This window comes from Streptomyces sp. BL1, from assembly GCF_057628045.1.
Genome location: NZ_JBXYWZ010000002.1, coordinates 5496077 through 5517427, shown reverse-complemented (window position 1 = coordinate 5517427; position 21351 = coordinate 5496077). Strand labels below are relative to the sequence as shown.

22 protein-coding genes and 1 other RNA gene are annotated in these 21351 nt (G+C 71.0%); 14 read left to right on the top strand and 9 right to left on the bottom strand.

Features of this window, described 5'->3' with window-relative positions; genetic code table 11:
- The first annotated feature begins 20 nt into the window (after nt 1-20).
- Nucleotides 21-995: an SCO2278 family lipoprotein gene (locus AC3AGO_RS24235; protein WP_487824787.1), complete on the top strand. Its 975-nt coding sequence runs from the start codon at nt 21-23 to the stop codon at nt 993-995.
- 64 nt (nt 996-1059) lie between these two features.
- Here AC3AGO_RS24235 and AC3AGO_RS24230 read toward each other — a convergent pair whose 3' ends face one another.
- Nucleotides 1060-1830: a bifunctional DNA primase/polymerase gene (locus AC3AGO_RS24230; protein WP_487824786.1), complete on the bottom strand. Its 771-nt coding sequence runs from the start codon at nt 1828-1830 to the stop codon at nt 1060-1062.
- A 149-nt stretch (nt 1831-1979) separates the two neighbouring features.
- On the opposite strand from AC3AGO_RS24230, the gene AC3AGO_RS24225 reads away from it, so the two are divergent.
- The gene (locus tag AC3AGO_RS24225) at nt 1980-2894 is read left to right on the top strand and encodes a glycerophosphodiester phosphodiesterase (RefSeq protein ID WP_487822341.1); all 915 of its coding nucleotides are present in this window, start codon (nt 1980-1982) and stop codon (nt 2892-2894) included.
- Nucleotides 2895-2945: 51 nt separating this feature from the next.
- On the opposite strand, the gene AC3AGO_RS24220 is transcribed toward AC3AGO_RS24225, so the two are convergent.
- On the bottom strand, nt 2946-3560 hold the full coding sequence (locus AC3AGO_RS24220) for a TetR/AcrR family transcriptional regulator (protein ID WP_487822340.1): 615 nt from the start codon (nt 3558-3560) through the stop codon (nt 2946-2948).
- 157 nt (nt 3561-3717) lie between these two features.
- Here AC3AGO_RS24220 and ddaH point away from each other — a divergent pair, with 157 nt between their 5' ends.
- A complete protein-coding gene (gene ddaH, locus AC3AGO_RS24215) occupies nt 3718-4551 on the top strand; it encodes a dimethylargininase (RefSeq protein WP_487822339.1) in 834 nt (277 codons plus the stop codon).
- Between the two features lie 435 nt (nt 4552-4986).
- Nucleotides 4987-5991: a small ribosomal subunit Rsm22 family protein gene (locus AC3AGO_RS24210; protein ID WP_487822338.1), complete on the top strand. Its 1005-nt coding sequence runs from the start codon at nt 4987-4989 to the stop codon at nt 5989-5991.
- Nucleotides 5992-6039: 48 nt separating this feature from the next.
- On the opposite strand, the gene AC3AGO_RS24205 is transcribed toward AC3AGO_RS24210, so the two are convergent.
- The 3 genes from AC3AGO_RS24205 to AC3AGO_RS24195 form a co-directional block, all read right to left on the bottom strand.
- The gene (locus AC3AGO_RS24205) at nt 6040-7179 is read right to left on the bottom strand and encodes a serine hydrolase domain-containing protein (RefSeq protein ID WP_487822337.1); all 1140 of its coding nucleotides are present in this window, start codon (nt 7177-7179) and stop codon (nt 6040-6042) included.
- On the bottom strand, nt 7152-8576 hold the full coding sequence (locus AC3AGO_RS24200) for a multidrug effflux MFS transporter (protein WP_487822336.1): 1425 nt from the start codon (nt 8574-8576) through the stop codon (nt 7152-7154). Before AC3AGO_RS24200 ends, AC3AGO_RS24205 begins: the two co-directional genes overlap by 28 nt.
- A gap of 105 nt (nt 8577-8681) precedes the next feature.
- A complete protein-coding gene (locus AC3AGO_RS24195; RefSeq protein ID WP_487822335.1) occupies nt 8682-10316 on the bottom strand; it encodes an alkaline phosphatase D family protein in 1635 nt (544 codons plus the stop codon).
- A gap of 109 nt (nt 10317-10425) precedes the next feature.
- Between AC3AGO_RS24195 and AC3AGO_RS24190 the strand changes: the two genes are divergently transcribed.
- From AC3AGO_RS24190 to rnpB, 3 genes are all read left to right on the top strand, one after another.
- Complete coding sequence (locus tag AC3AGO_RS24190; protein ID WP_487822334.1) at nt 10426-11217, top strand: SDR family oxidoreductase; 792 nt, start codon at nt 10426-10428, stop codon at nt 11215-11217.
- A gap of 169 nt (nt 11218-11386) precedes the next feature.
- Nucleotides 11387-12562, top strand: coding sequence for a lactate 2-monooxygenase (locus AC3AGO_RS24185; protein ID WP_487822333.1), 1176 nt, complete (start codon nt 11387-11389; stop codon nt 12560-12562).
- Nucleotides 12563-12601: 39 nt separating this feature from the next.
- An RNA gene (gene rnpB / locus AC3AGO_RS24180) (RNase P RNA component class A) lies at nt 12602-13009 on the top strand.
- Between the two features lie 161 nt (nt 13010-13170).
- On the opposite strand, the gene AC3AGO_RS24175 is transcribed toward rnpB, so the two are convergent.
- Genes AC3AGO_RS24175 through AC3AGO_RS24165 form a run of 3 tightly spaced genes read right to left on the bottom strand, consistent with a single transcriptional unit; the run spans nt 13171 to nt 15211 of the window.
- The gene (locus AC3AGO_RS24175) at nt 13171-13386 is read right to left on the bottom strand and encodes a hypothetical protein (protein ID WP_487822332.1); all 216 of its coding nucleotides are present in this window, start codon (nt 13384-13386) and stop codon (nt 13171-13173) included.
- 59 nt (nt 13387-13445) lie between these two features.
- On the bottom strand, nt 13446-14642 hold the full coding sequence (locus AC3AGO_RS24170; RefSeq protein ID WP_487822331.1) for a hypothetical protein: 1197 nt from the start codon (nt 14640-14642) through the stop codon (nt 13446-13448).
- A gap of 11 nt (nt 14643-14653) precedes the next feature.
- Complete coding sequence (locus AC3AGO_RS24165; RefSeq protein ID WP_487822330.1) at nt 14654-15211, bottom strand: hypothetical protein; 558 nt, start codon at nt 15209-15211, stop codon at nt 14654-14656.
- A gap of 131 nt (nt 15212-15342) precedes the next feature.
- On the opposite strand from AC3AGO_RS24165, the gene AC3AGO_RS24160 reads away from it, so the two are divergent.
- The 7 genes from AC3AGO_RS24160 (at nt 15343) to eda (ending at nt 19594) form a co-directional block, all read left to right on the top strand.
- On the top strand, nt 15343-15579 hold the full coding sequence (locus AC3AGO_RS24160) for a chaplin (protein ID WP_487822329.1): 237 nt from the start codon (nt 15343-15345) through the stop codon (nt 15577-15579).
- 241 nt (nt 15580-15820) lie between these two features.
- A complete protein-coding gene (locus tag AC3AGO_RS24155) occupies nt 15821-16387 on the top strand; it encodes a hypothetical protein (protein ID WP_487822328.1) in 567 nt (188 codons plus the stop codon).
- A 302-nt stretch (nt 16388-16689) separates the two neighbouring features.
- Entirely contained in the window at nt 16690-16941 is a 252-nt protein-coding gene (locus AC3AGO_RS24150) for a hypothetical protein (protein ID WP_487822327.1), read from the top strand.
- Nucleotides 16942-17105: 164 nt separating this feature from the next.
- The gene (locus AC3AGO_RS24145; RefSeq protein ID WP_487822326.1) at nt 17106-17357 is read left to right on the top strand and encodes a hypothetical protein; all 252 of its coding nucleotides are present in this window, start codon (nt 17106-17108) and stop codon (nt 17355-17357) included.
- Nucleotides 17358-17574: 217 nt separating this feature from the next.
- Complete coding sequence (locus AC3AGO_RS24140) at nt 17575-17850, top strand: hypothetical protein (RefSeq protein ID WP_487822325.1); 276 nt, start codon at nt 17575-17577, stop codon at nt 17848-17850.
- A gap of 132 nt (nt 17851-17982) precedes the next feature.
- Nucleotides 17983-18780, top strand: coding sequence for a peroxide stress protein YaaA (gene yaaA, locus AC3AGO_RS24135; protein WP_487822324.1), 798 nt, complete (start codon nt 17983-17985; stop codon nt 18778-18780).
- Between the two features lie 169 nt (nt 18781-18949).
- Nucleotides 18950-19594, top strand: coding sequence for a bifunctional 4-hydroxy-2-oxoglutarate aldolase/2-dehydro-3-deoxy-phosphogluconate aldolase (gene eda, locus AC3AGO_RS24130; protein ID WP_487822323.1), 645 nt, complete (start codon nt 18950-18952; stop codon nt 19592-19594).
- Nucleotides 19595-19782: 188 nt separating this feature from the next.
- Here the strand turns inward: eda and AC3AGO_RS24125 are convergent, their stop codons facing one another.
- Nucleotides 19783-21138: an MFS transporter gene (locus AC3AGO_RS24125; RefSeq protein WP_487822322.1), complete on the bottom strand. Its 1356-nt coding sequence runs from the start codon at nt 21136-21138 to the stop codon at nt 19783-19785.
- Between the last annotated feature and the right edge of the window lie 213 nt (nt 21139-21351).

The following is a 21351-nucleotide window of genomic DNA, read 5'->3' as shown; positions in this document are numbered from 1 at the left end:
CAGCGGGGAGGCACGGGATGATGGCGCGACGGGCGCGACTGCTGACGGCGGCGACGGCGACCGCCACGGTGCTGACGGTCACCTTGTCGGGGTGCGTGACGGTTCACGGCGAGAACGCCGTGGTGCCCGCGGCCTCGAAGGCCGAGGCGGCGAAGGCGTTGAAGAACTTCACCGCGAAGAGCAACAAGGCCAACAAGACGTACGATCCGCGGCTGAACGCCACCGTGGAGACGGGCGCGCTCGGCGCCATAGACCAGGCGGGCCTCAAGGCCCGCAAGTCGCTCAGCCCGCAGGGCGCGGAGAACTTCAGCCCGCTGAAGCTGACCGACGCCCGGTTCCTGATCCCCAAGCAGGCGGGCTGGCCGAAGTTCTTCGTCGCCGACACCCTCAGCAACCGCACCCAGGGTGGCCGCTGGTTCCTGGTGTTCCAGCGCGCGAGCGCGGACGCGCCGTGGAAGGCGACCTATCTGTCCGTGCTGGAGGACGACGAGGTCCCCGACTTCGCCATGGACTCCGGCGGGTACGCGAAGACCGTGCCCGCCGGTACGTCCGGCGGTCTCGCGATGGCGCCGGACTCGCTGAGCGAGGCGTACACCCGCTATCTCGAGGACGGCAGCGGCGACTTCGCGCCCGGCCCGCAGACGAGCCGGCTCCGCGAGAGCCGCAAGGCACGCGCCAACCAGACAGCGCTGCGTACCGACTTCGAGGACCAGCCGGCGCAGCCCCCGCAGTACACACCGGTCACGCTGCGCACCAAGGACGGCGGCGCGATGGTCTTCTTCGCCTCGCATCACTACGAGAAGCAGACCGCCGCCCGCGGCTACCGCCCGCCGGTGAAGAACACGCTGGTGAAGCAGCTGATGAAGGGCGAGGCCAAGGAGTCGGCGACGTACACCCACGTCGCGCAGCAGTCGGTCGCCGTGCCGCCGAAGTCCGGCGGCGACGTCCGCTTCCTGAACCGGATCTACGGTGTGACGGCGGCGCAGGGCCAGTGACCCCGCGGGGCCGCCGCCCCGTACACCACCGGCCCCGGGGCCGCGCCTCCCCGCGCCGGGGCGCTCAGCGCACCGGCCAGGGCGCGGCCTCCTCGCCGCCCGCCCCCTCGTACTCGGCGCACGCGTCGGTCAGCGACTCCAGCAGCGTCAGCGGCTCGGGCAGCTCCTGTACGGTCCCGGCGTCCGGCTCCGCCGCGTCCACGTGCCGCGGAGCCCGCACCCAGCGCACCTCCGCGTCCGCCGTCTCGCCGGCCAGCTGCGCCGGGGGGACGAGGACGTAGCTGCCGCGGCAGTGCCAGCGCAGCCCGGGGTGCTCGTCCATCGTCTCGGGGTGGCAGTCCAGTTCACAGGGCCACCACTCCTCCTCGTCCGCGGGGGCGCGGGTGGCGGTGAAGAACAGCATCCGGTCGCCGCCCGACAGCGCGACGGGCCCGACCGGGATCTCCTCGCTCTCCAGGCGTTTCAACGCCGCCCAGCCGGCCTCGGCCGGCACGTCGAGCACATCGTGGCCGTGCCCGGTGGCGGTGATGAAGTTCGCCTGCGGCTGGGTGCGCGCCCAGCGCTCGATCTGTACGGGATCCGTGGTCGCCTGCGTCTGCCAGGCGAAGGAGACGGGATGCCGGCCCGGCGTGGGACATCCGATGCGCACGCACGAACAGCCGTAACCGGAGGGGTGCGCCGCGGGGGCCAGCGGGAATCCCGCGGCCGCGGCGTCGAGCAGGAGCGCCTCACGGGCGCGCGCGATCTCCTCCACGCTGCCGGCCTGACCGCCACCTCGCGCACCGGTCCGATGGCGTCGGCGCATCCACTGGGCAAACCTGCTCTCGCGTACCATCAACCGCCTCACTCGCGACCACCGTGAACCGTGGATTACGAGGGTACGCCGCTCTCCGGGGGCCGCGGAGCGCACATGCCGCAACAGGACACCACTCAACTGGCGCGTTTACGCGGCAAATCACCCCATAGCGCCCTAGCTTGGTCCCCATGTTCAGAGCCCCGCACGCCACTTGCGCGTGGCCCCGGAGAACAGCCCTCACCGCTCTCCCGCTCCTCCTCTCCCTCACGCTGGCGGCCGGCCCCGCACACGCCGTACCGGAAACCGCCGGAGCGGCGGACCCGCGGCCCGTATCCCCCGCGGCGGAGCCGGAGGCGGACCGGCAGGCGGAAGCGGAGGCGGCTCCGGAGGCGAGAGCGCTGCCCGGCGTCACGTACACCGCGCACCGCGGCGGCGCCCTCGAAGTACCGGAGAACAGCCTTTCCGGGCTGACCAGAACGTTCCGGCACCACAGGGCCGATGTCCTCGACGTCGACATCCGCAGGCTCCGCGACGGCAAGCTCGTCGCGCTGCACGACCGCACCCTCGACCGCACCACGAACGCGCACGGCCCGGTGAGGCGGCTGAGCCTGCGGCAGTGGAAGCGGGTGCTGATCACGCCCAGTCCGAAACTGCCGGGCCGCTGGAAGCCGGAACACCCGCCGACCCTCAACCAGGTGCTGCGCCGCTTCGGCGGCCGGACGACCCTGCTGCTGGAGCTCAAGGACCGGAAGGGCCTGAAGAGGCTCTCGTGGATGCTGCACAAGAAGGGCCTGACGCGCTCGGTCTACGTCCAGTCCAACAAGCCACGGTTCGCCGTGAAGGCCCACAAGAAGGGGCTGTTGACGTCGGTGTGGCGGGGCCCGAAGCAGATCCGCGGCGACCACGTGGAGCGCTGGACCCGCAACGTGGACATGCTGAGCGTCGACTACCGGGCCCGCCCGCACGACGTACGCCGCGCCGTGGCCTCCGGCATCGACCGCGTCTGGTCGCACACGGTCAACACCCGCGCCGCGCGGGACCGGATGCTGGGCCGCGGCGTCTCCGGCATCGTCACCGACGCGCCCACCCGGCTGGCCCGTTGACCCTCCGCCGGGCCCGCGCCGGGGCCCGGCACTCCGCCGGGTCGGGGCCCGTCACCGGGGGGCGAGACCGCGCAGCACGTTCTCCACGAGCGCGTCCGCGAACGCGTACGTGAGCGGCGCCGTCCGCGTCAGCCAGCGCTGCTGGAAGGGGCCGAGCAGCAGCTCGACGGCGAGATCCAGATCCACATCGGCGGCGAGCTGCCCCGCCTCGCGCGCCGACCCGAGCCGCTCCACGTACACCCGCCGGCCCGGCTCGGCGAGCTTGGCGGTGAACTGCTCGGCCACGCCGGCGTCCGCGGCGGAGGCGACGGCGAGCGCGCGGTACGGCGCCTCGAAGGCGGAATCGGTGAACTCGTCGACGGTCGCCCGCAGTACGTCCTTCAGATCGGCTTCCAGGTCGCCGGTGTCGGGGATGCCCTGCTCGTACTTCTCGTCCTGCGTCACGGAGAGGAAGGCGTCCATCAGCACGGCCGCCTTCGACGGCCACCACCGGTAGATCGTCTGCTTGCCGACGCCGGCGCGGGCCGCGATCGCCTCGATGGTGAGCTTCGTGTAGCCGACCTCGCCGACCAGCTCCATGCTCGCGTCGAGAATCGCGCGACGGGAGGCCTCGCTGCGGCGCGAGGCGTCGGGGGTACGGGACGTGCCGGTCCTGGGTGCAGCCATGGCGACGAATCTAGCAAGCCTCGAAGACGAGACGAACCGTCTTGGACCCGGTCGCGGACACGGGCACAAACCACCCGTACGCCTCTCACCGGCAGGCCCCTCCCCGGAGGACCATGGGCGCACCATTCGTGTGCAACGTCCCCGCGAGGAGGCCTCTTTGTACGCACCCCGCCGCTATCTCATGTGCCCTCCGGAGCACTTCCGCGTCACCTACTCCATCAACCCGTGGATGGACCCCGGCAAGCCCGTCGATCTGCGGCTCGCCGTCGCACAGTGGGAGGACCTGCGGGACCGCTACCGCTCGCTGGGGCACGTCGTGGAGGAACTCGCGCCCCGGCCCGGGCTGCCCGACATGGTGTTCGCCGCGAACGGCGCGACCGTCGTCGAAGGGCGGGTGCTGGGCGCGCGGTTCGCGTTCCCCGAACGTGCGGGGGAAGCGGAGGCGCACCGCGAGTGGTACGCGGCGCACGGCTACGCGGAGGTGCGCGAGCCGGAGCACATCAACGAGGGCGAGGGCGACTTCGCGGTCACCGCGTCCTGGCTGCTGGCGGGCCGCGGCTTCCGCAGCAGCCCGCTGTCGCACGGCGAGGCGCAGGAGTTCTTCGGCCGCCCCGTGATCGGCCTCGAACTGGTCGACCCGCGCTTCTACCACCTGGACACCGCGCTGTGCGTGCTGGACGACGCGGGTGACGGTGACGTCATGTACCACCCCGGCGCGTTCTCGCCGGGCAGCCGCGCGGTGCTGGCCCGGCTCTTCCCCGACGCGCTCCTCGCCTCGGCGGCCGACGCGGCGGCCCTCGGCCTGAACGCGGTCAGCGACGGCCACCACGTGCTGCTCCCGCAGTCCGCGTCGGGGCTCTTCGAGCCCCTGCGGGCCCGCGGCTACGAGGTGATCCCCACGGACCTCACCGAACTCCACAAAGCAGGCGGCAGCACCAAATGCACCACATCAGAACTCCGCGAAGAGCGCTCCGCGAGACCCCATCCCTGACCGCTCCCCCCGGTCCCGCTGCACCGGCGGCGGGACCGGTCCGAGCCCCGACGCCCCGCCACCCCTTTCTTCCCCGCCGCAACGGCAAGTCGCCCAGCGGCACGGACCGGCGGCCCGAACGCAACGGCGCACCGTGCCACGGGAGAAGGCAGCCCCCTCTCCCCAGCCGGGAACGCAGGGGCGGGGCGCGGGGCGGAACCCCGCCCCTCCTTCCCGCCGCAGCGGCGATCCGCACAGCGGCACGACCCGGCGGTCACAGCGCAGCCCGGTTCACGGGTGTTGGTGGGGCGAAGCCCCAAATCCCGCCGCAGCGGCAAGTCGCCCAGCGCAACGGGCCGACGGTACGAGCGCAGCCCGGTTCACGGGGCGCACCGCACACGCGCACCGCACACGCGCAGCGCACCGCACAGCGCAGCGCACACGTAAAATGGGGCGGTGATCGACGATGAACTGCGGGCCGCGCTCGCCGCGCTGCTCGACGGCCTGCCGCCGCGCGAGGCGTCCCGTGCCGTGGAGCGGCTGATCGGGAACTACCGGGGCCGCACCCCGACGGAGTCGCCCGTGCTGCGGCACCGCGCGGACGCCGCCGCGTACGCCGCGTACCGGATGCCCGCGACCTTCGGCGCCGTGTCCGCCGCGCTGCGCGCGTTCGCGGAGCGTGCCGGGGGCTGGAGCCCGGCGAGCCACGTCGACGTGGGCGGCGGTACGGGCGCGGCCGTGTGGGCCGCGGCCGACACGTGGGACAAGCCGCGGACGACGACCGTCGTCGACTGGGCCGAGCCGGCCCTCGCGCTGGGCCGCGAACTCGCGGACGGCGCAAGCCGGGAGAGCCTCCGCGCGGCGGACTGGCGCCGCGATCGCATCACCGCGGGCCTGGCACTGCCGGACGCGGATCTCGTCACGGTCTCGTACGTACTGGGCGAGTTGACGGAGGCCGACCGGCACGCCGTCACGGATTCCGCGGCCGCCGCGGGCCGGGCCGTCGTGGTCGTGGAGCCCGGCACCCCGGACGGCTATCTGCGGATCATCGAGGCCCGGGACCGGCTCGTCGCCGCTGGCTTCCGCGTCTTCGCGCCGTGCCCGCACAGCGGTACGTGCCCGCTCACGCCGGGCGAGGACTGGTGCCATTTCGCGGCCCGGGTGAACCGTTCGTCGCTGCACCGCCAGGTGAAGGGCGGCTCGCTGCCGTACGAGGACGAGAAGTACAGCTACGTGGCCGCGGTGGCACCCGCGCAGGACGGGCCGGAGGGCACGCCCGCCGCGGCCCGCATCGTGCGCAGGCCCCAACTCCGCAAGGGCCAGGCCCTCCTGGACCTGTGCGACACGGAGGGCGCCCCGCGGCGTACGACGGTGACGAAGAAGCACGGCGCGCTGTACCGCGCGGCCCGCAACGCCGACTGGGGCGACGCCTGGCCCCCGGAGCCGGCCGAAGAGGGCTGAGCACACCCCGGCAACACCCGGCCGGAGGCTCGGCGCAAGCCCGTAGGCTCAGCGCGCGGCGCGCGCCAGGAGGGTCGCGGCGCGTACGCGGGGCGCGTTGTCGGGCCGGCCGCGCCGTACGGGGTGCACCGTCGTCGCGAGCAGCACCAGGAACGTGTCCGTGACCGGGTCGAGCACGAGGCTGGTGCCGGTGAACCCGGTGTGCCCCGCGGCCCGTCCCCCACCGAGCGGTCCGGCCAACTCGCCCATGAACCAGGGCTGGTCGACGGCGAAGCCGAGCCCCGGAGGGGCCAGCAGCCGCGCCACGGATTCCGGGGTGAGGATCCGCGCGGGACCGTACGCACCGCCCGTGAGCAGCGTGCGGCACAGCACGGCCAGGTCGGCGGCCGTGGAGAACAGCCCGGCGTGCCCTGCGACGCCGCCGAGCGCGTCCGCGTTCTCGTCGTGCACGACGCCCCGCAGCATGCCGCGGTCGGCCTTCGCCCAGGGGCGGCGCTGGTCCTCGGTGGCCGCTGCCCCGTCCGGGGGGACGGGCCCGTACGAGGTGCGGGTCATGCCGAGCGGCCGGGTGATGCCGTCCGTCACGAGCTTGTCGAGGCCCGTCCCCGTGATCCGTTCCAGGACCTGCTGGAGGGCGATCAGGTTGAGGTCGGAGTACACGTGCCGGCCGGCGGGCGAGGCGGGCCGGTCCTCCCAGAGGAGCTCCAGGGGGTCCCGGAAGGGGTCCTCCCGCCGTTCGTGGAAGGGGAGTTCGGGCCGGAGCCCCGAGGTGTGCGTGAGCAGTTGCCGTACGGTCACCCGCTCCTTGCCCGCCGCGCCGAACTCCGGCACGTACGCCGCCACCCGCCGGTCCAGGTCGAGCGTGCCGCGCTCGGCCTGCTGCAGCGCGGCGACGGCGGTGAACAGCTTGGTGAGCGAGGCCAGGTCGAAGCGGGTGCCGACGGTGGCGGGAACCCGTTCGTCCTGCGGGAGTTCCCCGTCGCGGGACGTGTACCGCAGCGCCCAGCCCGCCGCGTGCTCGACGGCGATGTACGGGCCGCGCCCGGCCAGCACCACCGCGCCGCCGCACCAGCCGCGCCCGGGCAGCGCGTCCACCTCGTCGACGAGCGCGGCCAGTTCCCGGGCGCGCAGTCCCGCGCGCCCGGGGGTGTCCGCGCGTCTCAGTCGCGCGTGCGCCACGTACGCCACGGGCGGCAGAGTCCCACGAACGCGGCGGCCGCGATGAGCAGCGCGCCGAGCTGGACGACTGCCATCGGTACAGCCGTGTGTTCGCCGGCGATGCCGACCAGGGGCGAGGCGATGGCCCCGACCAGGAACTGGGAGGTGCCCAGCAGCGCCGAGGCGGATCCCGCGGCGTGCGAGGCCCGCATCAGGCCCTGCGAGTTGGCATTCGGCATGGTGAAGCCCATGCCGGTCATCAGGACGCACAGACCGATCGCGACGGGCACCAGTCCGGTCTCGCCGAACACGCCGGTGGTCATCAGCAGCAGCGCCACGGCCGCGAGGCCGGAGACGGTGAGGCCGAAGCCCAGCACGCGGTCCAGCGGGACCCGGCCGACGAGGATCTTGCCGTTGATCTGTCCGGCGGCGACCAGGCCGATGGAGTTGGCCATGAACAGCAGGCTGAAGGTCTGCGGGGTGGCCCCGTAGATCTTCTGCATCACGAACGGGGACGCCGACACGTAGCTGAACAGTGCCGCGAAGGCGAAGCCGCCCGCGATGAGATAGCCGGTGAAGACGCGGTCGGCGAACAGTCCGCGCATGGTGCGCAGCGCGTCGGGCACGCCGCCCTTGTGCCGCTTCTCGGGGTCGAGGGTCTCGGGCAGCCACCGGAGTACGACGAGGACGAGCAGGACGCCGATGCCGGTGAGGATGAGGAAGACGCCGCGCCAGTCGGTGAACCGCAGCACCTGCCCGCCCAGTACGGGCGCGAGGATCGGCGCGACGCCGGAGATCAGCATCAGGGTGGAGAAGAACCGCGCCATCGCGAGCCCGTCGTACAGGTCGCGCACCACGGCACGGGCGATCACGATGCCCGCCGCGCCGCACAGACCCTGGACGAGCCGGCAGACGGCGAGCGCTTCGATGGTGGGTGCGAAGGCGCACACCGCGCTGGCGACGAAGTAGCCGCTCATGCCGATGAGGAGGGGCTTGCGGCGGCCGAACTGGTCGCTCATGGGGCCGACGACGAGCTGTCCGACGGCGAGCCCGAGCAGGCAGGCGGTGAGCGTGAGCTGCGCGCTGGCGGCGGTGGTGTGCAGCTGGGAGCTGACCTCCGGCAGGGCCGGGAGGTACATGTCCATCGACAGCGCGGGCAGTGCGGTGAGCCCGCCGAGGATCAGCGTGAACAGCAGACCGGCGCGCTGACGGCGCGTCAGCGGGGTCTTCTCACCGGCCTGTTGGCGCTGCCCGCTCTTCCGGTGCCGCTGTTCCGCCGACTCCTGGCGAGTCTGTGGTGACTCGTGGGTTTGCCGGGGCGTGCCTCGGGTAGAGCTCGGGTCCGGCGCGGCCTGCGGGTCGCCGGGTACGTGGGCGGAAGTGTGGTCGGGTATGACGGCCGGGGACGTAGGGCCGGGGTCGGTCATGCACCTCTCCAGGAGATTGTTAATCGCAGACACATTCTCCCAGGGTTTCCTTCCCCGGCCCAGCCATTTGCCCGGAGCAACGATCCGAGCTCAACTCCCCTGCCCTCAGGCGGGTTTGAGCCCAGGTGAGCCCGCCTTCGAAACATAGGAAGCAGTGGTCGCGACGCCGCCGCCCGGAGTTGTGACGTTGGCCACAGTCATGTAGTCGGCCCGCAACTGCTTCCGGTCCAGGGTCAGCCGGATGTATCCGCGCTGCCCGTTGTAGAACTTCAGATGCGGGTTGGCCTTCATGAAGACGTCCCAGTCGTCCGGGTGCGGCTTCCCGTTCCCGTTGCTGGAGATCGACGTCACGACGACCTCGACGCCCGTCGTGGCCGAGTCCGGGTTGTCGTAGTCCTCCTTCAGGTCGATGGCGTACTGCACGTGCACATCACCCGTGAGCACGACGAGGTTGTCGACTCCTCCGGCCTTCACCGCGGCCATGAAGCGGTCGCGCGCGGCCGGGTAGCCGTCCCAGGCGTCCATGGACATCTTGAACGGGCCCTTCAGCTGCATGTGCCGGCGGGCGAGGATCGTCTGCTGCGGGACGACGTTCCACAGCGCGGACGACTCCTTCAGCCCGGCCGCGAACCACTTCTCCTGTGTGGTCCCGAGCATCGTGCGCCCCGGATCGGCCGTCGCGTCCGTGGGCACCAGCCAGCCGTCGCCGGGCACTTGGTCGCTGCGGTACTGGCGGCCGTCGAGCACGTCGAACTGCGCGAGGGAGCCCCACTGGAAGCGCCGGTACAGCGCGAGCTCGTGCCCCTGCGGCTGCTGCGGAGGACGCAGCGGCAGGTTCTCGTAGAACGCGCGGTACGCCGCGGCCTTGCGGACCAGGAACTCCTCGCCGGTGGTGCCGTCCTCCGCGACGTCGCCGGCGTAGTTGTTCTGGATCTCGTGGTCGTCCCAGGTGACGATGAACGGGTGCGCGTGGTGCGCCGCCTGCAGATCCGTGTCGAGATGGAAGAGGGAGTACCGCAGCCGGTAGTCCTCCAGCGTCACCGTCTCCTTGTTGAAGCGGGCCGGCAGCTGGAGATCCGGGTCCCTGCGGTCGCCGCCCTGCGCGTTCACGGCGTACTCGTACATGTAGTCGCCGAGATGCAGGACCGCGTCGATGTTCTCCTCGGCCGCGATGTGCTTGTAGGCCGTGTAGTAGCCCTGGTGGTACGCCTGGCAGGCGGCGACGATGAAGCGCGCCGACGCGAGGTCGGCCGTCGCCGAGGGGGCGGTGCGGGTGCGGCCCGTCGGGCTGGTCCACTCCTCCCCGACCTTGAAGCGGTAGTAGTACGTGGTCTGCGGCTCCAGCCCCTCGGGCACGACGTGCACCGCGTGGTGGAACTCCGGGTGAGCGGTGGCGTCACCGCTCTTCACGACCTGCTTGAACCCTTTGTCGCGTGCGATCTCCCAGCGCACAGTCACGGGTTCGGCGGGCAGCCCGCTGTCGGGCTCGTACGGCTCGGGTGCGAGGCGGGTCCACAGCACGACGGAGTCGGGCAGTGGGTCCCCGGAGGCGACACCCAGTCTGAAGGGGTCTTTTCCGATGCTCATAGGTTCGAGTGTTGGCACAGCATGGGCCGTATTGGGAAGGTTCGTGCCGAGGGCGAGTGCTATGGCCGCCCCCGAAACGGTCAGAAAGCGGCGTCTGCCCAAGTGCCGCGCGGCTGCTCTGAGTTCGCTGTCCGCACTGGTTCGCTGCGTCATACAGGCAAGTGCAGTGGCCGCGGACGGCGACGCGTTGGCACGTACCCGTCACGCGAATGACCATCGGATGGCGGGCAGCCTGCAGAAAGGCATCACGTAATCTGCGGCCATGACGACAGAAGCCGACGCAGTGTTGAACGGCGGGTCATCCCGCCGCACCGCCCTTGTGACGGGCGCCGGTTCGGGTATCGGCCGCGCCGTGACGGTGGCGCTGGCCGGCGCCGGCTGGACCGTGGTCCTCGCCGGCCGCCGCGCGGAGCCGCTGCGGGAGACGGCCGCGCTCGCCGGCCTCCGGGACGCGGACGCGCGGGACGTCGTCCCCGCGGACGTGACCCGCCAGGAGGACGTCGACGCACTGTTCGGCACCGTCCGCGAGCGGCACGGCCGGCTGGACCTGCTGTTCAACAACGCGGGCAGCTTCGGCCGTTCCGTGCCCGTCGAGGACCTGTCGTACGAGGACTGGCGCGGCGTCGTCGACGTCAATCTGAACGGCGCGTTCCTCTGCGCCCAGCAGGCGTTCCGGCTCATGAAGGAGCAGGACCCGCAGGGCGGCCGGATCATCAACAACGGCTCGATCTCGGCCCACGCCCCACGCCCGCACAACACCGCCTACACGGCCACCAAGCACGCCATGACGGGGCTCACCAAGTCCCTCTCCCTGGACGGCCGCCCGTACGGCATCGCCTGCGGCCAGATCGACGTCGGCAACGCCGCCACGGACATGACGGACCGCATGCGCTCCGGCATCCTCCAGCCGAACGGCACGACCATGCCGGAACCGGTCATGTCCGCCGACGACGTCGCCCGCACGGTCCTCCACATGGCCGACCTCCCCCCGGAGGCCAACATCCAGTTCGCCACGGTCATGGCCACGACCATGCCCTACATCGGCCGAGGCTGACCCCTCCGGCGCCCCGGGCGCGGGGACAAGTGCTGCCGGTACGGGGCTCGTTGAGCGGTTCCCCGGTCCCGCCGGTAGCCTCACGACCGCCGGCGGGGCAGACTCGTTCCCGATCACCGGACCGGGACGGGCCGGGACACGCCGGGGTACGAAAGGGGCCACATCCGCGATGGGCGACACACGGTTCGGGGACTATCAGGCGGAGATCTACCTGAACGGCCTCGGCGGGCAGACGCCGCCGTTCACCACGGACCTCACCGCGCTGGAGGCGTCCGCCGAACGGCACCTCGACGCCGGCGCGTTCGGGTACGTCGCCGGCGCGGCCGGCTCCGGCGCCACCGACCGCGCCAACCGCGCCGCGTTCGACGGGCACCGCCTCGTACCCCGCATGATGAGCGACGCCACCGACCGCGACCTCGGCACGACCGTGCTCGGCACCCGCATGCCGGCCCCGGTGCTCCTCGCCCCCGTCGGCGTCCAGTCGATCCTGCACGAGGACGGCGAACTGGCGACGGCCCGCGCCGCCGCCTCCCTCGGCGTGCCGACGGTCCTGTCGACCGCCTCCTCGTACACCCTCGAAGACGTCGCGGAGGCCGCGGGCCCGGACGCGCCCCGCTGGTTCCAGCTGTACTGGCCGAACGACGACGAGGTCTGCGTCAGCATCCTCGACCGCGCCCGCCGCGCCGGCTTCACCACCCTCGTCGTCACCCTCGACACCTGGACCCTGGCCTGGCGCCCCCGCGACCTCGACACCGCGTACCTCCCCTTCCTCCGCGGCGTCGGCACCGCCATCCCCTTCTCCGACCCGGCCTTCCGCGCCGGCCTGGCGAAGCCGCCGGAGGAGGACCTGGAGTCGGCCGTGCTGCGCTGGGTCCCGATGTTCACCGGCACCGACAAGCCGTGGTCCCGGCTGGACTTCCTCCGTACGCACTGGGACGGCCCCATCGTCCTCAAGGGCATCCAGCACCCGGACGACGCCCGCCGCGCCGCCGACGCGGGCATGGACGGGATCGTCGTCTCCAACCACGGCGGCCGCCAAGTCGACGGCGCCGTCGCCTCGTTGGACGCGCTGCCCGCCGTCGCGGAGGCCGTCGGCGACCGCCTCGCCGTCCTCTTCGACTCCGGCATCCGTACGGGCGCCGACGCGCTGAAGGCCCTCGCGCTCGGCGCCGAGGCGGTCCTCCTCGGCCGCCCGTACGCGTACGGACTGGGCCACGGCGGCGAGGCCGGCGTACGGCACGTGCTGCGCAGCTTCCTCGCCGACCTCGATCTCACCCTGGCCCTCACCGGCCACCGCACCCCGTCCGCGCTCACCCCCGCAACGCTGCATCAGGGCCGTGCCTGACCTCCCCCTTCCCGCGAGTACGATGGTCCGCACGGCGGACGAGCCGGCCGGGCGGCCGCGTCGGGTGCACTTGCGGCACCCGCCGAGGAACGTCCGGGCTCCACAGGGCTGGATGGTGGGTAACACCCACCCGGGGTGACCCGCGGGACAGTGCCACAGAAAACAGACCGCCGGGGCCGTTCGCGGCTCCCGGTAAGGGTGAAACGGTGGTGTAAGAGACCACCAGCGCCCAGGGTGACCTGGGCGGCTCGGTAAACCCCATCCGGAGCAAGGTCAAAAGGGGCCGTCGTACGACGGCCCTGCGCGGATGACCGAGGGCTGCCCGCCCGAGTCCGCGGGTGGACCGCACGAGGCCGGTGGCAACACCGGCCCCAGATGGATGGCCGCCTCCCCCGGCGCCGCAAGGCTCCAGGGAGACAGAACCCGGCGTACAGGCCGACTCGTCCGCCGCCCCTCGGGGCGCCCTCACCCCGAGGCGCCGGCCAAGCCCGGAACACCTTTCCCAGTCTTCCGGCCGCTGCCCCGAACTGCCCGGCCGCGCCCGCCTCAGCGCAGTCTCATCTCTCCGAACCGGAATAAACGGCGTACACCGAGGAGAGTATCTCTTGTCACTTAAAGAGGTAAATAAATCGAGGCAGCAGAAAAATGGCACCCAGCAGCATCCAGCCCGCACCCATCACCCGTAGCGACTTGTGCGTGGCCGTGTTGAGGGTCGGAGTCACCCTGGAAAGCACTCTGAACGTCGACTCGGCAAATCCTTGAAAGTTGAAGGCAAGCAGCGTACCCAAGACCAGGAATGCCCCGCCTAGAACTACATCCGACACGGTGACCTCATTACCGAAAGTACTATTTTGATTGCTTTTTGCGCCATTGTGACGCCGGCCTACTTTTGCACGTAAAGAAGACCTGAGCTGTACCTGTTGTCGTTTACCACGCTGAACCCGGTGGATGCTTCGGTCTGCAGACCCGGTCCGATGCCTGCAGTGAAGTTCTGCACAGGCTCGCCCTTCGAGTTGGTCGTATTGATCGCCGTGGAGTGGTTCCCGAAGATGCCGTAGGGGCCTGCATGAATCGACCCACCCTTGTCCCAGGATGTCCCTTTGAGCTGCTCCCAGTCATCGGCGTTGCTCTTCATTGTCCCGACGCCGAATCCGGCGCCAAAATTCAAACCGCTGTTGCTCACGGTAGTTGAGCGAGTCCACGCCAGTTGTTTACCGCCGTCGGGCTTTTGCGTCGCTACAATGCAGGCCTCCCCGCCCACGCCTCCGACCGCCCCAATCGACCCATTGATACAGAGTCCTTGGGTCTTGTTGAACCCCTTGGATTCAGCTGCTCCTTCCACGAGGCCCTTCAGGAGGTTCTGACCGGGAGTGCCACCTCCGATCATGGCTTCCTTCAGGCCGTGGACAACCCCTCTCACCGTCGAGGAAGAGAGCTTGAATCCGCTGTTTTCCTTTTCCTTTTTCCTCGCGGCCTCAGCCTCACGCTGGGCGTGAAAATCTTTCAAACTGTCGACGGCCCCGCTGTTGAAACCGGACAGGTCACCCTTGGCGTCGGCGTCGGTCGCTGCGGCCTCGAGAGCCAGCTTGATTTCGTGATCGGACTGTGGGGCTTTCTCGACTACGTGCGCGATGTGCTGCGTCCACGCCCGCTCCGTCTTACGCCGCGAGTGCGGATCGTGGGTGATCGCCTGGGCCTCATCCTCGGTGAACTTGCTGAAGTCGTAGGTGCAGTGCCCGTCCTCGTCGACTTTCATCTTGGCGTCGATGGCCTCATCACGGGCCGCCTTCACCTTGCGCTTCCACGCGCTCAGTGAACTGTGGGCGTCACCCAGGAGCTTACCGACGGCCCTGGCCTGGTTCCGGGCCCCGGTGAACTCGTGCAAGGTGGCGTTCGAAGTGTCCCGGTAGGCGTCAGCACCCTGGCCGAGCCAATTCCCCGTTCCCAGCGCCCCTTTGACGTGGTCGATGTAGTTCTGGCGCAGCGCGTCGAAGCGTTCCCCCATGGCTTTCCACTGTGCGGAGGCTTCGGTGAGGGAGGACAGGTCGGCGCGCAGGAGATCGTGGTAGGTCAGCGCCACAGTTCGCTCCTCTAGTGGTCCGACAGCTTGCTCTTGAAGCGGTCGCCGATAGCCCCGTCGTTGGACTGGTAGAGCGTGTTGGCGCTCAGCAGCGCGCCCTGCTCCTTGCTCAGCCGGCCGAGCAGGTTCTTCAGCTGCTTGTCCCACCGGTCGACGCAGCGGCTCACGCCCGCCTGGGTCTCCAGGCCGCTCAGCGCTCCCGGCCCCTCGCCGGTCCTGTTCTTGCTGCCGGTGATGTCATCGCTGACCGGCTCCGCCTTCTTGCCTGCTGCACCCACGTCCGGCCGCAGCGTCTTCTCCAGATAGGAGGCCGCGCGCCTCTTCTCCTTGGCGGAGTGCGCCATCGACGCGTCGGGGCGCGGCACGCCGCCCGGAGACGATGCGCTGTTCAGCTGCATCGCTGGGCCTCGTTCTTGAGCGGCCGACTTCGCCTGCTCCCACTCTTCCCACGCCACGCGTGCCCCCCGGATGTACAGCTCGTACTTGTACTCGGCGTTCGGCTGCGGCACGAACTTGGTCTCGGAGTGATACGTCAGCCGCCCCTCCGTCGTGGCACACGGCGAGCGCATGCCGCGGTGCTGCGCATCCCGGGGGTGGCCGGACGCGTGGAGGGCTCGGCTCATCGGGGTATGCGCGTTTTCGCGGGGGGCGGGCCGAGAACCTGTGGAGGGTTCCGACTCCACCCCGAAGGAGCGACCCCATGCGTATCCGTACTTCCCTCGCCGCCGTGGCCTGCGCCGCGGCGGCCGTCCTCGGAGCGGCCGGAGCCGCCGGCGCGGACAGCGGCGCCGAGGGCCAGGCCACCGGCTCGTCCGGTCCCGGTTCGGGCAATCACGTCCAGGCCCCGGTGCACGCGCCGGTCAACTACTGCAACAACAGCGTCAACGTGGCCGGGGCCGGCAACCCCGCGACGGGCACCACCTGCACCGGCGGCTGACGCGGGCACAGCGCCGGCCCCGAGCCCGCCCGACGCCCCCTGGCCCGACTCGGCGCGGACCAGGGGGCGTTGGCGTTTCCGCAGGCCGACGCCCCGTCACATACCGGCCCTCGCCCCGCGCCGGGAGCGCTCCGGGGTGTGCGCCGTGTGGGGGTCGCCCGTCTGCTGTGACCACATGCCGGACAGTCGGCGGCGGGTGACGCTGATCACGACCACCGACCCAAGGAAGGGCAGATTCGGGATGACTCCCCATCGCTTCACCCTCGCACTCACCGGCGTGGCTGCCGCGGCCTCACTCGGGCTGGCCGGCGCGGGCATCGCCCAGGCAGCCCCGCACGACGCCCCCGGCGTGGACGCCGTCGACCCCTCATCGGCATGGTCGCAGCAGGATTCGCAGCGGAACGCCGAATGCGACAAGGCCCTGGAACAGCTGAAGCAGCTGTCGACTCTGCTGCCGATGATCTCTCAGATCAGCGAGACGGTGAAGACGGCCTGCACCGTCAAACCGCCGGAGAATCCGACGGATTCGGCCACGTCGAAGGAGACGAAGGAATCGGACCTGTCGCAGGCCGAATGCCAGAAGCTGGTCGAACAGCTGACGCAGTCCGCCGGCAAGATTCCCGCCGGAATCGTCGGCCCGCTCAAGGACAGCCTGTCGCTGCCCGCCACCCCGCCGCAGACCACTGAGCAACTGGACGCCTTCCCCAAGCAGTTCGAGAACGTCTTCCCGCACAAGAGCTGGAACGAGGACGCGAACTGGCAGTGCGAGGTCAACTCGACCAACTCGACCACCCCGGCCCAGCAGTAGCCCTCCTGACCTCGCGCAAGGGGCCCGGCACGCATCCGTGCCGGGCCCCTGCCGTGTGCGCGCCCCGGAACCGGCGGCGGCCCGGACCGCGCCGGCCGAAGTTCCGGACGGGTCCCGACGGCCGGCTCCGGCGCCCCCTCTACGTGCGGCATGTGAACTGCGCACGGCGGGGCGGGCCGTTGAGTGGTCCGCTGCGCCCGATAGAGGGGAACGTGTGAACCATGCGGATCAATTCGTGCGAAACACGGTGCGTCGCGTGGAACACAGCGAACGTAAGAGTCATCGACTTGGGAGGATTTCCCATGCGTAAGACCATGCGTACCGCTTTTGTCAGCGCCGCCATCGTGGGGCTCGGTCTCTCGGGAGCTGCCGCCGCGCAGGCCGACGACCACCACGCCTACGACAACGACTCCACCAGCATGACCTACGGCACCCAGGGCGGCGCCGGCATCAGCCCCTACGGCCTGGGTACGGGGTGGAGCAACGGCGGCGGCAGCGCCACCGACGACGGCGCGGGCGCTTCCCACTGGGACAACGACGGCGACCTGGGCTGACCCAGAGTCTTCGTGGTCCCGAGCGGGCCGGTTCGCGTATGCCGCGGACCGGCCCGCTCGCTGCGTGTGACGGCTGGTCACCGAATGGAGCACCCGGGATGGCAGGCCACGTTCCGGATGGCGACCGTGAATCTGACACGCAGCCGACCCGGGAGGAATTCCCCATGCGTAAGTCCATCCGCTCCGCTTTCGTCACTGCCGCCATAGTCGGGTTCGGTCTCTCGGGAGCTGCCGCCGCGCAGGCCGACGACCACCACGCCTACGACAACGACTCCACCAGCCAGTCCTGGGGCACCCAGGGTTCGGGCTCCATCACCCCCTACGGTCTGACCACCACCTGGAGCAACGGCGGCGGCAGCGCGACCGACGACGGTTCGGGCGCCTCCCACTGGGACAACGACGGGGACCTCGGCTGATCCACGGCCCCAACGCCCCGCATGGACGGGCCGGTTCGCACAGTGCGAACCGGCCCGTCCTCTGTGCGTGCGGAGAGCGCGACAGCAACCGACCGCCCCCGCACGCTCGTTCCGCTGCGTGAGGGGGCAATTACCGAATGGAGCATTCCGCGTGGCGACCGGCGTGTCGCATGGTCACGGTTGGTCTTACATGCATTCGACCCGGGAGGAATTCCCCATGCGTAAGACCATCCGCACCGCCTTTGTCAGCGCCGCCATCGTGGGCCTCGGCCTCGCGGGGGCCGCCACCGCCCAGGCAGACGGCAGCGGCGAGTTCATCGACCAGGAGACGTTCAGCAACGCCACCCAGCACCAGGGTCTCTCCGTCAGCGACGAGACCGGCGTGGACGCCCACAACAACGTCGGCGCCACGAACGCCACCGACTCGGAGGCGGGCAAGTTCTCCGACGATGACGACGACGAAGGTCTCTTCGGCGGCGGCGACGGCGACTGACCTGTCGCACTGAGGGTTCACCCGGCCGGGCCGGTCCGCGCATGACGCGGACCGGCCCGGTCTCTGTGTGCGCGGGTGAACGCATACGCTGCTGGGCGGTGCGCCGATCCGTACGTACGAAGGAGACCGACCGTGCTCGTGCTGTTGCCGCCGTCCGAGGGGAAGGCCGAGGGGAACAAGGGAGCCCCGCTCGACCTGGAGAAGCTGTCGCTGCCCGAACTGGCGCCGGCCCGCGAGGCGGTGCTGGGCGAACTGGTGTCGCTGTGCTCGGGCGACGAGGAGAAGGCGCGCGAGGTGCTCGGGCTGAGCGAGGGGCTGCGCGGCGAGGTCGCGAAGAACGCGGCACTGCGGGAGGCGCCGGCGCGGCCCGCCGGTGAGATCTACACCGGCGTGCTGTACGACGCGCTGGGGCTGTCGACGCTGAGCGCGGCGGCGAAGAAGCGGGCGGCGCGGCAACTGCTGGTGTTCTCCGGCCTGTGGGGTGTGGTGGGTACGGCGGACCGGATCCCGTCGTACCGGTGCTCGGGCGGGGTGAAGCTGCCGGGGATCGGCGGGCTGGGGGCGTACTGGCGGGGGCCGCTGGAGGAGGTGCTGCCGGCCCGGGCCGGGAAGGGACTCGTGCTGGACCTGCGGTCGACGGCGTACGCGAACATGTGGAAGCCGAAGGGCGAGCTCGCGGAGCGCACCGCGACGGTGCGGGTGCTGCAGTCGAAGACGGTGGACGGGGTCGAAAAGCGGTCGGTCGTCAGCCACTTCAACAAGGCGACGAAGGGGCGGATCGTACGGGCGCTGCTGGAGGCGGGGGCCGAACCGGCGTCGCCCGCGGCGCTGGCGGAGGAGCTGCGCGGGCTCGGTCACACGGTGGAGGAGGCCGCGCCGGCGAAGGCGGGGAAGCCGTGGCAGCTGGACGTGGTGGTCACGGAGCTTTAGCGCTCCGCGGGCAAGCCGCTTGTACGGCCGCCCTTGTGTGACCTGTTGCCGGCGTGGGGCGGGTGCGGTTCCGCTGGGGTTTGCGCAGTTCCCCGCGCCCCTGGGTTTGCTCGTTGCACTCTGCGCAACGGGCGTTGCGGCGTGTGTGGCGTGGGGGCAGGATGGTGGCATGACCTCCGCATCCTCGGCCGCGCCGTCCGCCTCTGTGCTCGATCTCGCTCCTGTCGTCCCGGTCGTCGTCATCCATGACGCCGCCGACGCCGTACCCCTCGCGCGGGCGCTCGTCGCGGGCGGGCTGCCCGCGATCGAGGTGACGCTGCGGACGAAGGAGGCGCCGGAGGCGATCCGGGCGATCGCCGAGGAGGTGCCGGAGGCCGTGGTCGGCGCCGGCACGGTCATCACGCCGGAGCAGGTGCGTACCGCGGTCGCGGCGGGTTCGCGCTTCCTGGTCAGCCCCGGCTGGACGGACCGGCTGCTGGGCTCGATGCAGGACTCCGGTGTGCCGTTCCTGCCGGGCGTCTCCACCACGTCGGAGGTCGTCGCGCTGCTGGAGAACGGCGTGACGGAGATGAAGTTCTTCCCCGCGGAGGCCGCGGGCGGGAAGCCGTATCTGAAGTCGCTGGCGTCGCCGCTGCCGCAGGCCCGGTTCTGCCCGACGGGCGGCATCGACGAGGCGAAGGCCGCCGGCTATCTGGCGCTGCCCAACGTCGGCTGCGTGGGCGGCACGTGGATGCTTCCCGCTGACGCGCTGGCGGCGAAGGACTGGGACCGCGTCCAGACCCTCGCCGCCGGAGCCGCCGCGCTGCGCGCCTGAGCCCCCGAAAGGGGCGCGGGGAACTGCGCAAACCCACAGCGGAACCGCAACCGTACGGCCGGGCTCGTCGAGCCCCGAAAGGGGCGCGGGGAACTGCGCAATCCCTCGGCGGGACCGCAGCCGCACGGTCGGCGCGTACGCCCCGCGCGCCTCCGCGCCGCGGTGAATCGCGGCGCGGAGGCCGGGAGTTACGCCGTTTCCGGGGCCGGCTGCTGCGCGCTCTCGGCGCGCTCCCGCTCCCGTGCCCGCCGGGCCAGGACGGCGATGGAGCCGAGCGCGACCACGGCGAGGAACATGATGTAGCCGGAGACGGCCAGGGACGTGCCCGCCAGTTCCAGCAGCAGCACCATGAGGAACGGGGCGAGTCCGCCGCCCAGTACGGCGCTGATCTGGTAGCCGAGCGACGCGCCCGTGTACCGCATCTCCGCCGTGAACAGCTCGGCGAACAGGGCGGCTTGGGGCCCGTACATGATGCTGAGGAAGCAGCTGCACACGAACGTGCCGACGCCCAGCAGCCACAGTGAGGTGCTGTCGATGAGCAGGAACATCGGCACGGCCCAGACGAACAGGCCGATCGCGCCCGCCGCGTAGACCGGCAGCCGGCCGACGCGGTCGGAGAGCGCCGCCGCCAGCGGGATCATCACGAACTGCGTCATGCTCACCAGCATGGAGACCATCAGCACCGAGCCGCGCTGCATGCCGAGTTCGCGGGTCGTGTAGTCGAGGACGCCCGTGATGAGGATGTAGAACGTCGCCGTGTTGACGGCGAACGAGCCGCCGGCGAGCAGCACCGTGCCCATGTGGCTGCGCAGGATGGTGCGCAGCGGCGAACGCTGCTCGATGGCGCCCTTCTCCTGCTGCGCGAGCTTCCGTTCGGCCTCGCGGAACGCGGGGGTCTCCTCCACGCGGGTGTGGATGTACCAGGCGAGCAGCAGTACGAGGACGCCGGCCGCGAAGGGTATCCGCCAGCCCCAGGCCGCGAAGGACTGGTCGGTGGTGAGGGCCTCGGAGAGGAGGAAGGCGACGTTGGCCGTCACCACGCCGATGGGGACGCCGAGTTGGACGAGGCTGCCGTACAGTCCGCGCTTGCCCTCCGGCGCGTACTCGGTGGCCATCAGCATGGCCCCGCCCCACTGGGCGCCCACGGCGAGGCCCTGGAGGACGCGCAGCAGCACCAGCAGCAGGGGCGCGGCGATGCCGATGCTCTCGTACGAGGGGAGCAGTCCGATGGCGAGCGTGGACAGGCCCATCAGGACCAGCGCCAGGACGAGCATCGGCTTGCGGCCCCGCTTGTCGCCGAGCTGGCCGGCGATGACGCCGCCGAGGGGGCGGGCGAGGAAGCCGACGGCGAACGTGGCGAAGGCGGACAGGACTTCGGCGACCGGGTTGGTCGAGGGGAAGAACTTGTCGCCGAGCACGAGGGCCGCGGCGATGCCGAAGATGAAGTAGTCGTACCACTCGACCGCCGAGGCGGCGGCCGCGGCGGTGGCGACTCTGCGGCGGTTTCCCTGTGCGGGGGACGGTGCGGATGGTGCGGTGGCCATGTCTGCACACTCCGGTGGGTGCGACGGCGGGGACGCGTGGGGGATGGTGACGCAGTCGTGCGGTGAAGTGCGGAGAACGTACCGACCAGACGGTAGGTGGTCAACGCTTTGCACAGCTTTTGCTCCACCGCAGCGCACAGCCCCCTGTCGGGCAGCCGCACAGCAACGAGCCCGTGATCCAAGGGTGTTGGATCACGGGCTCGTGGAGCCTTG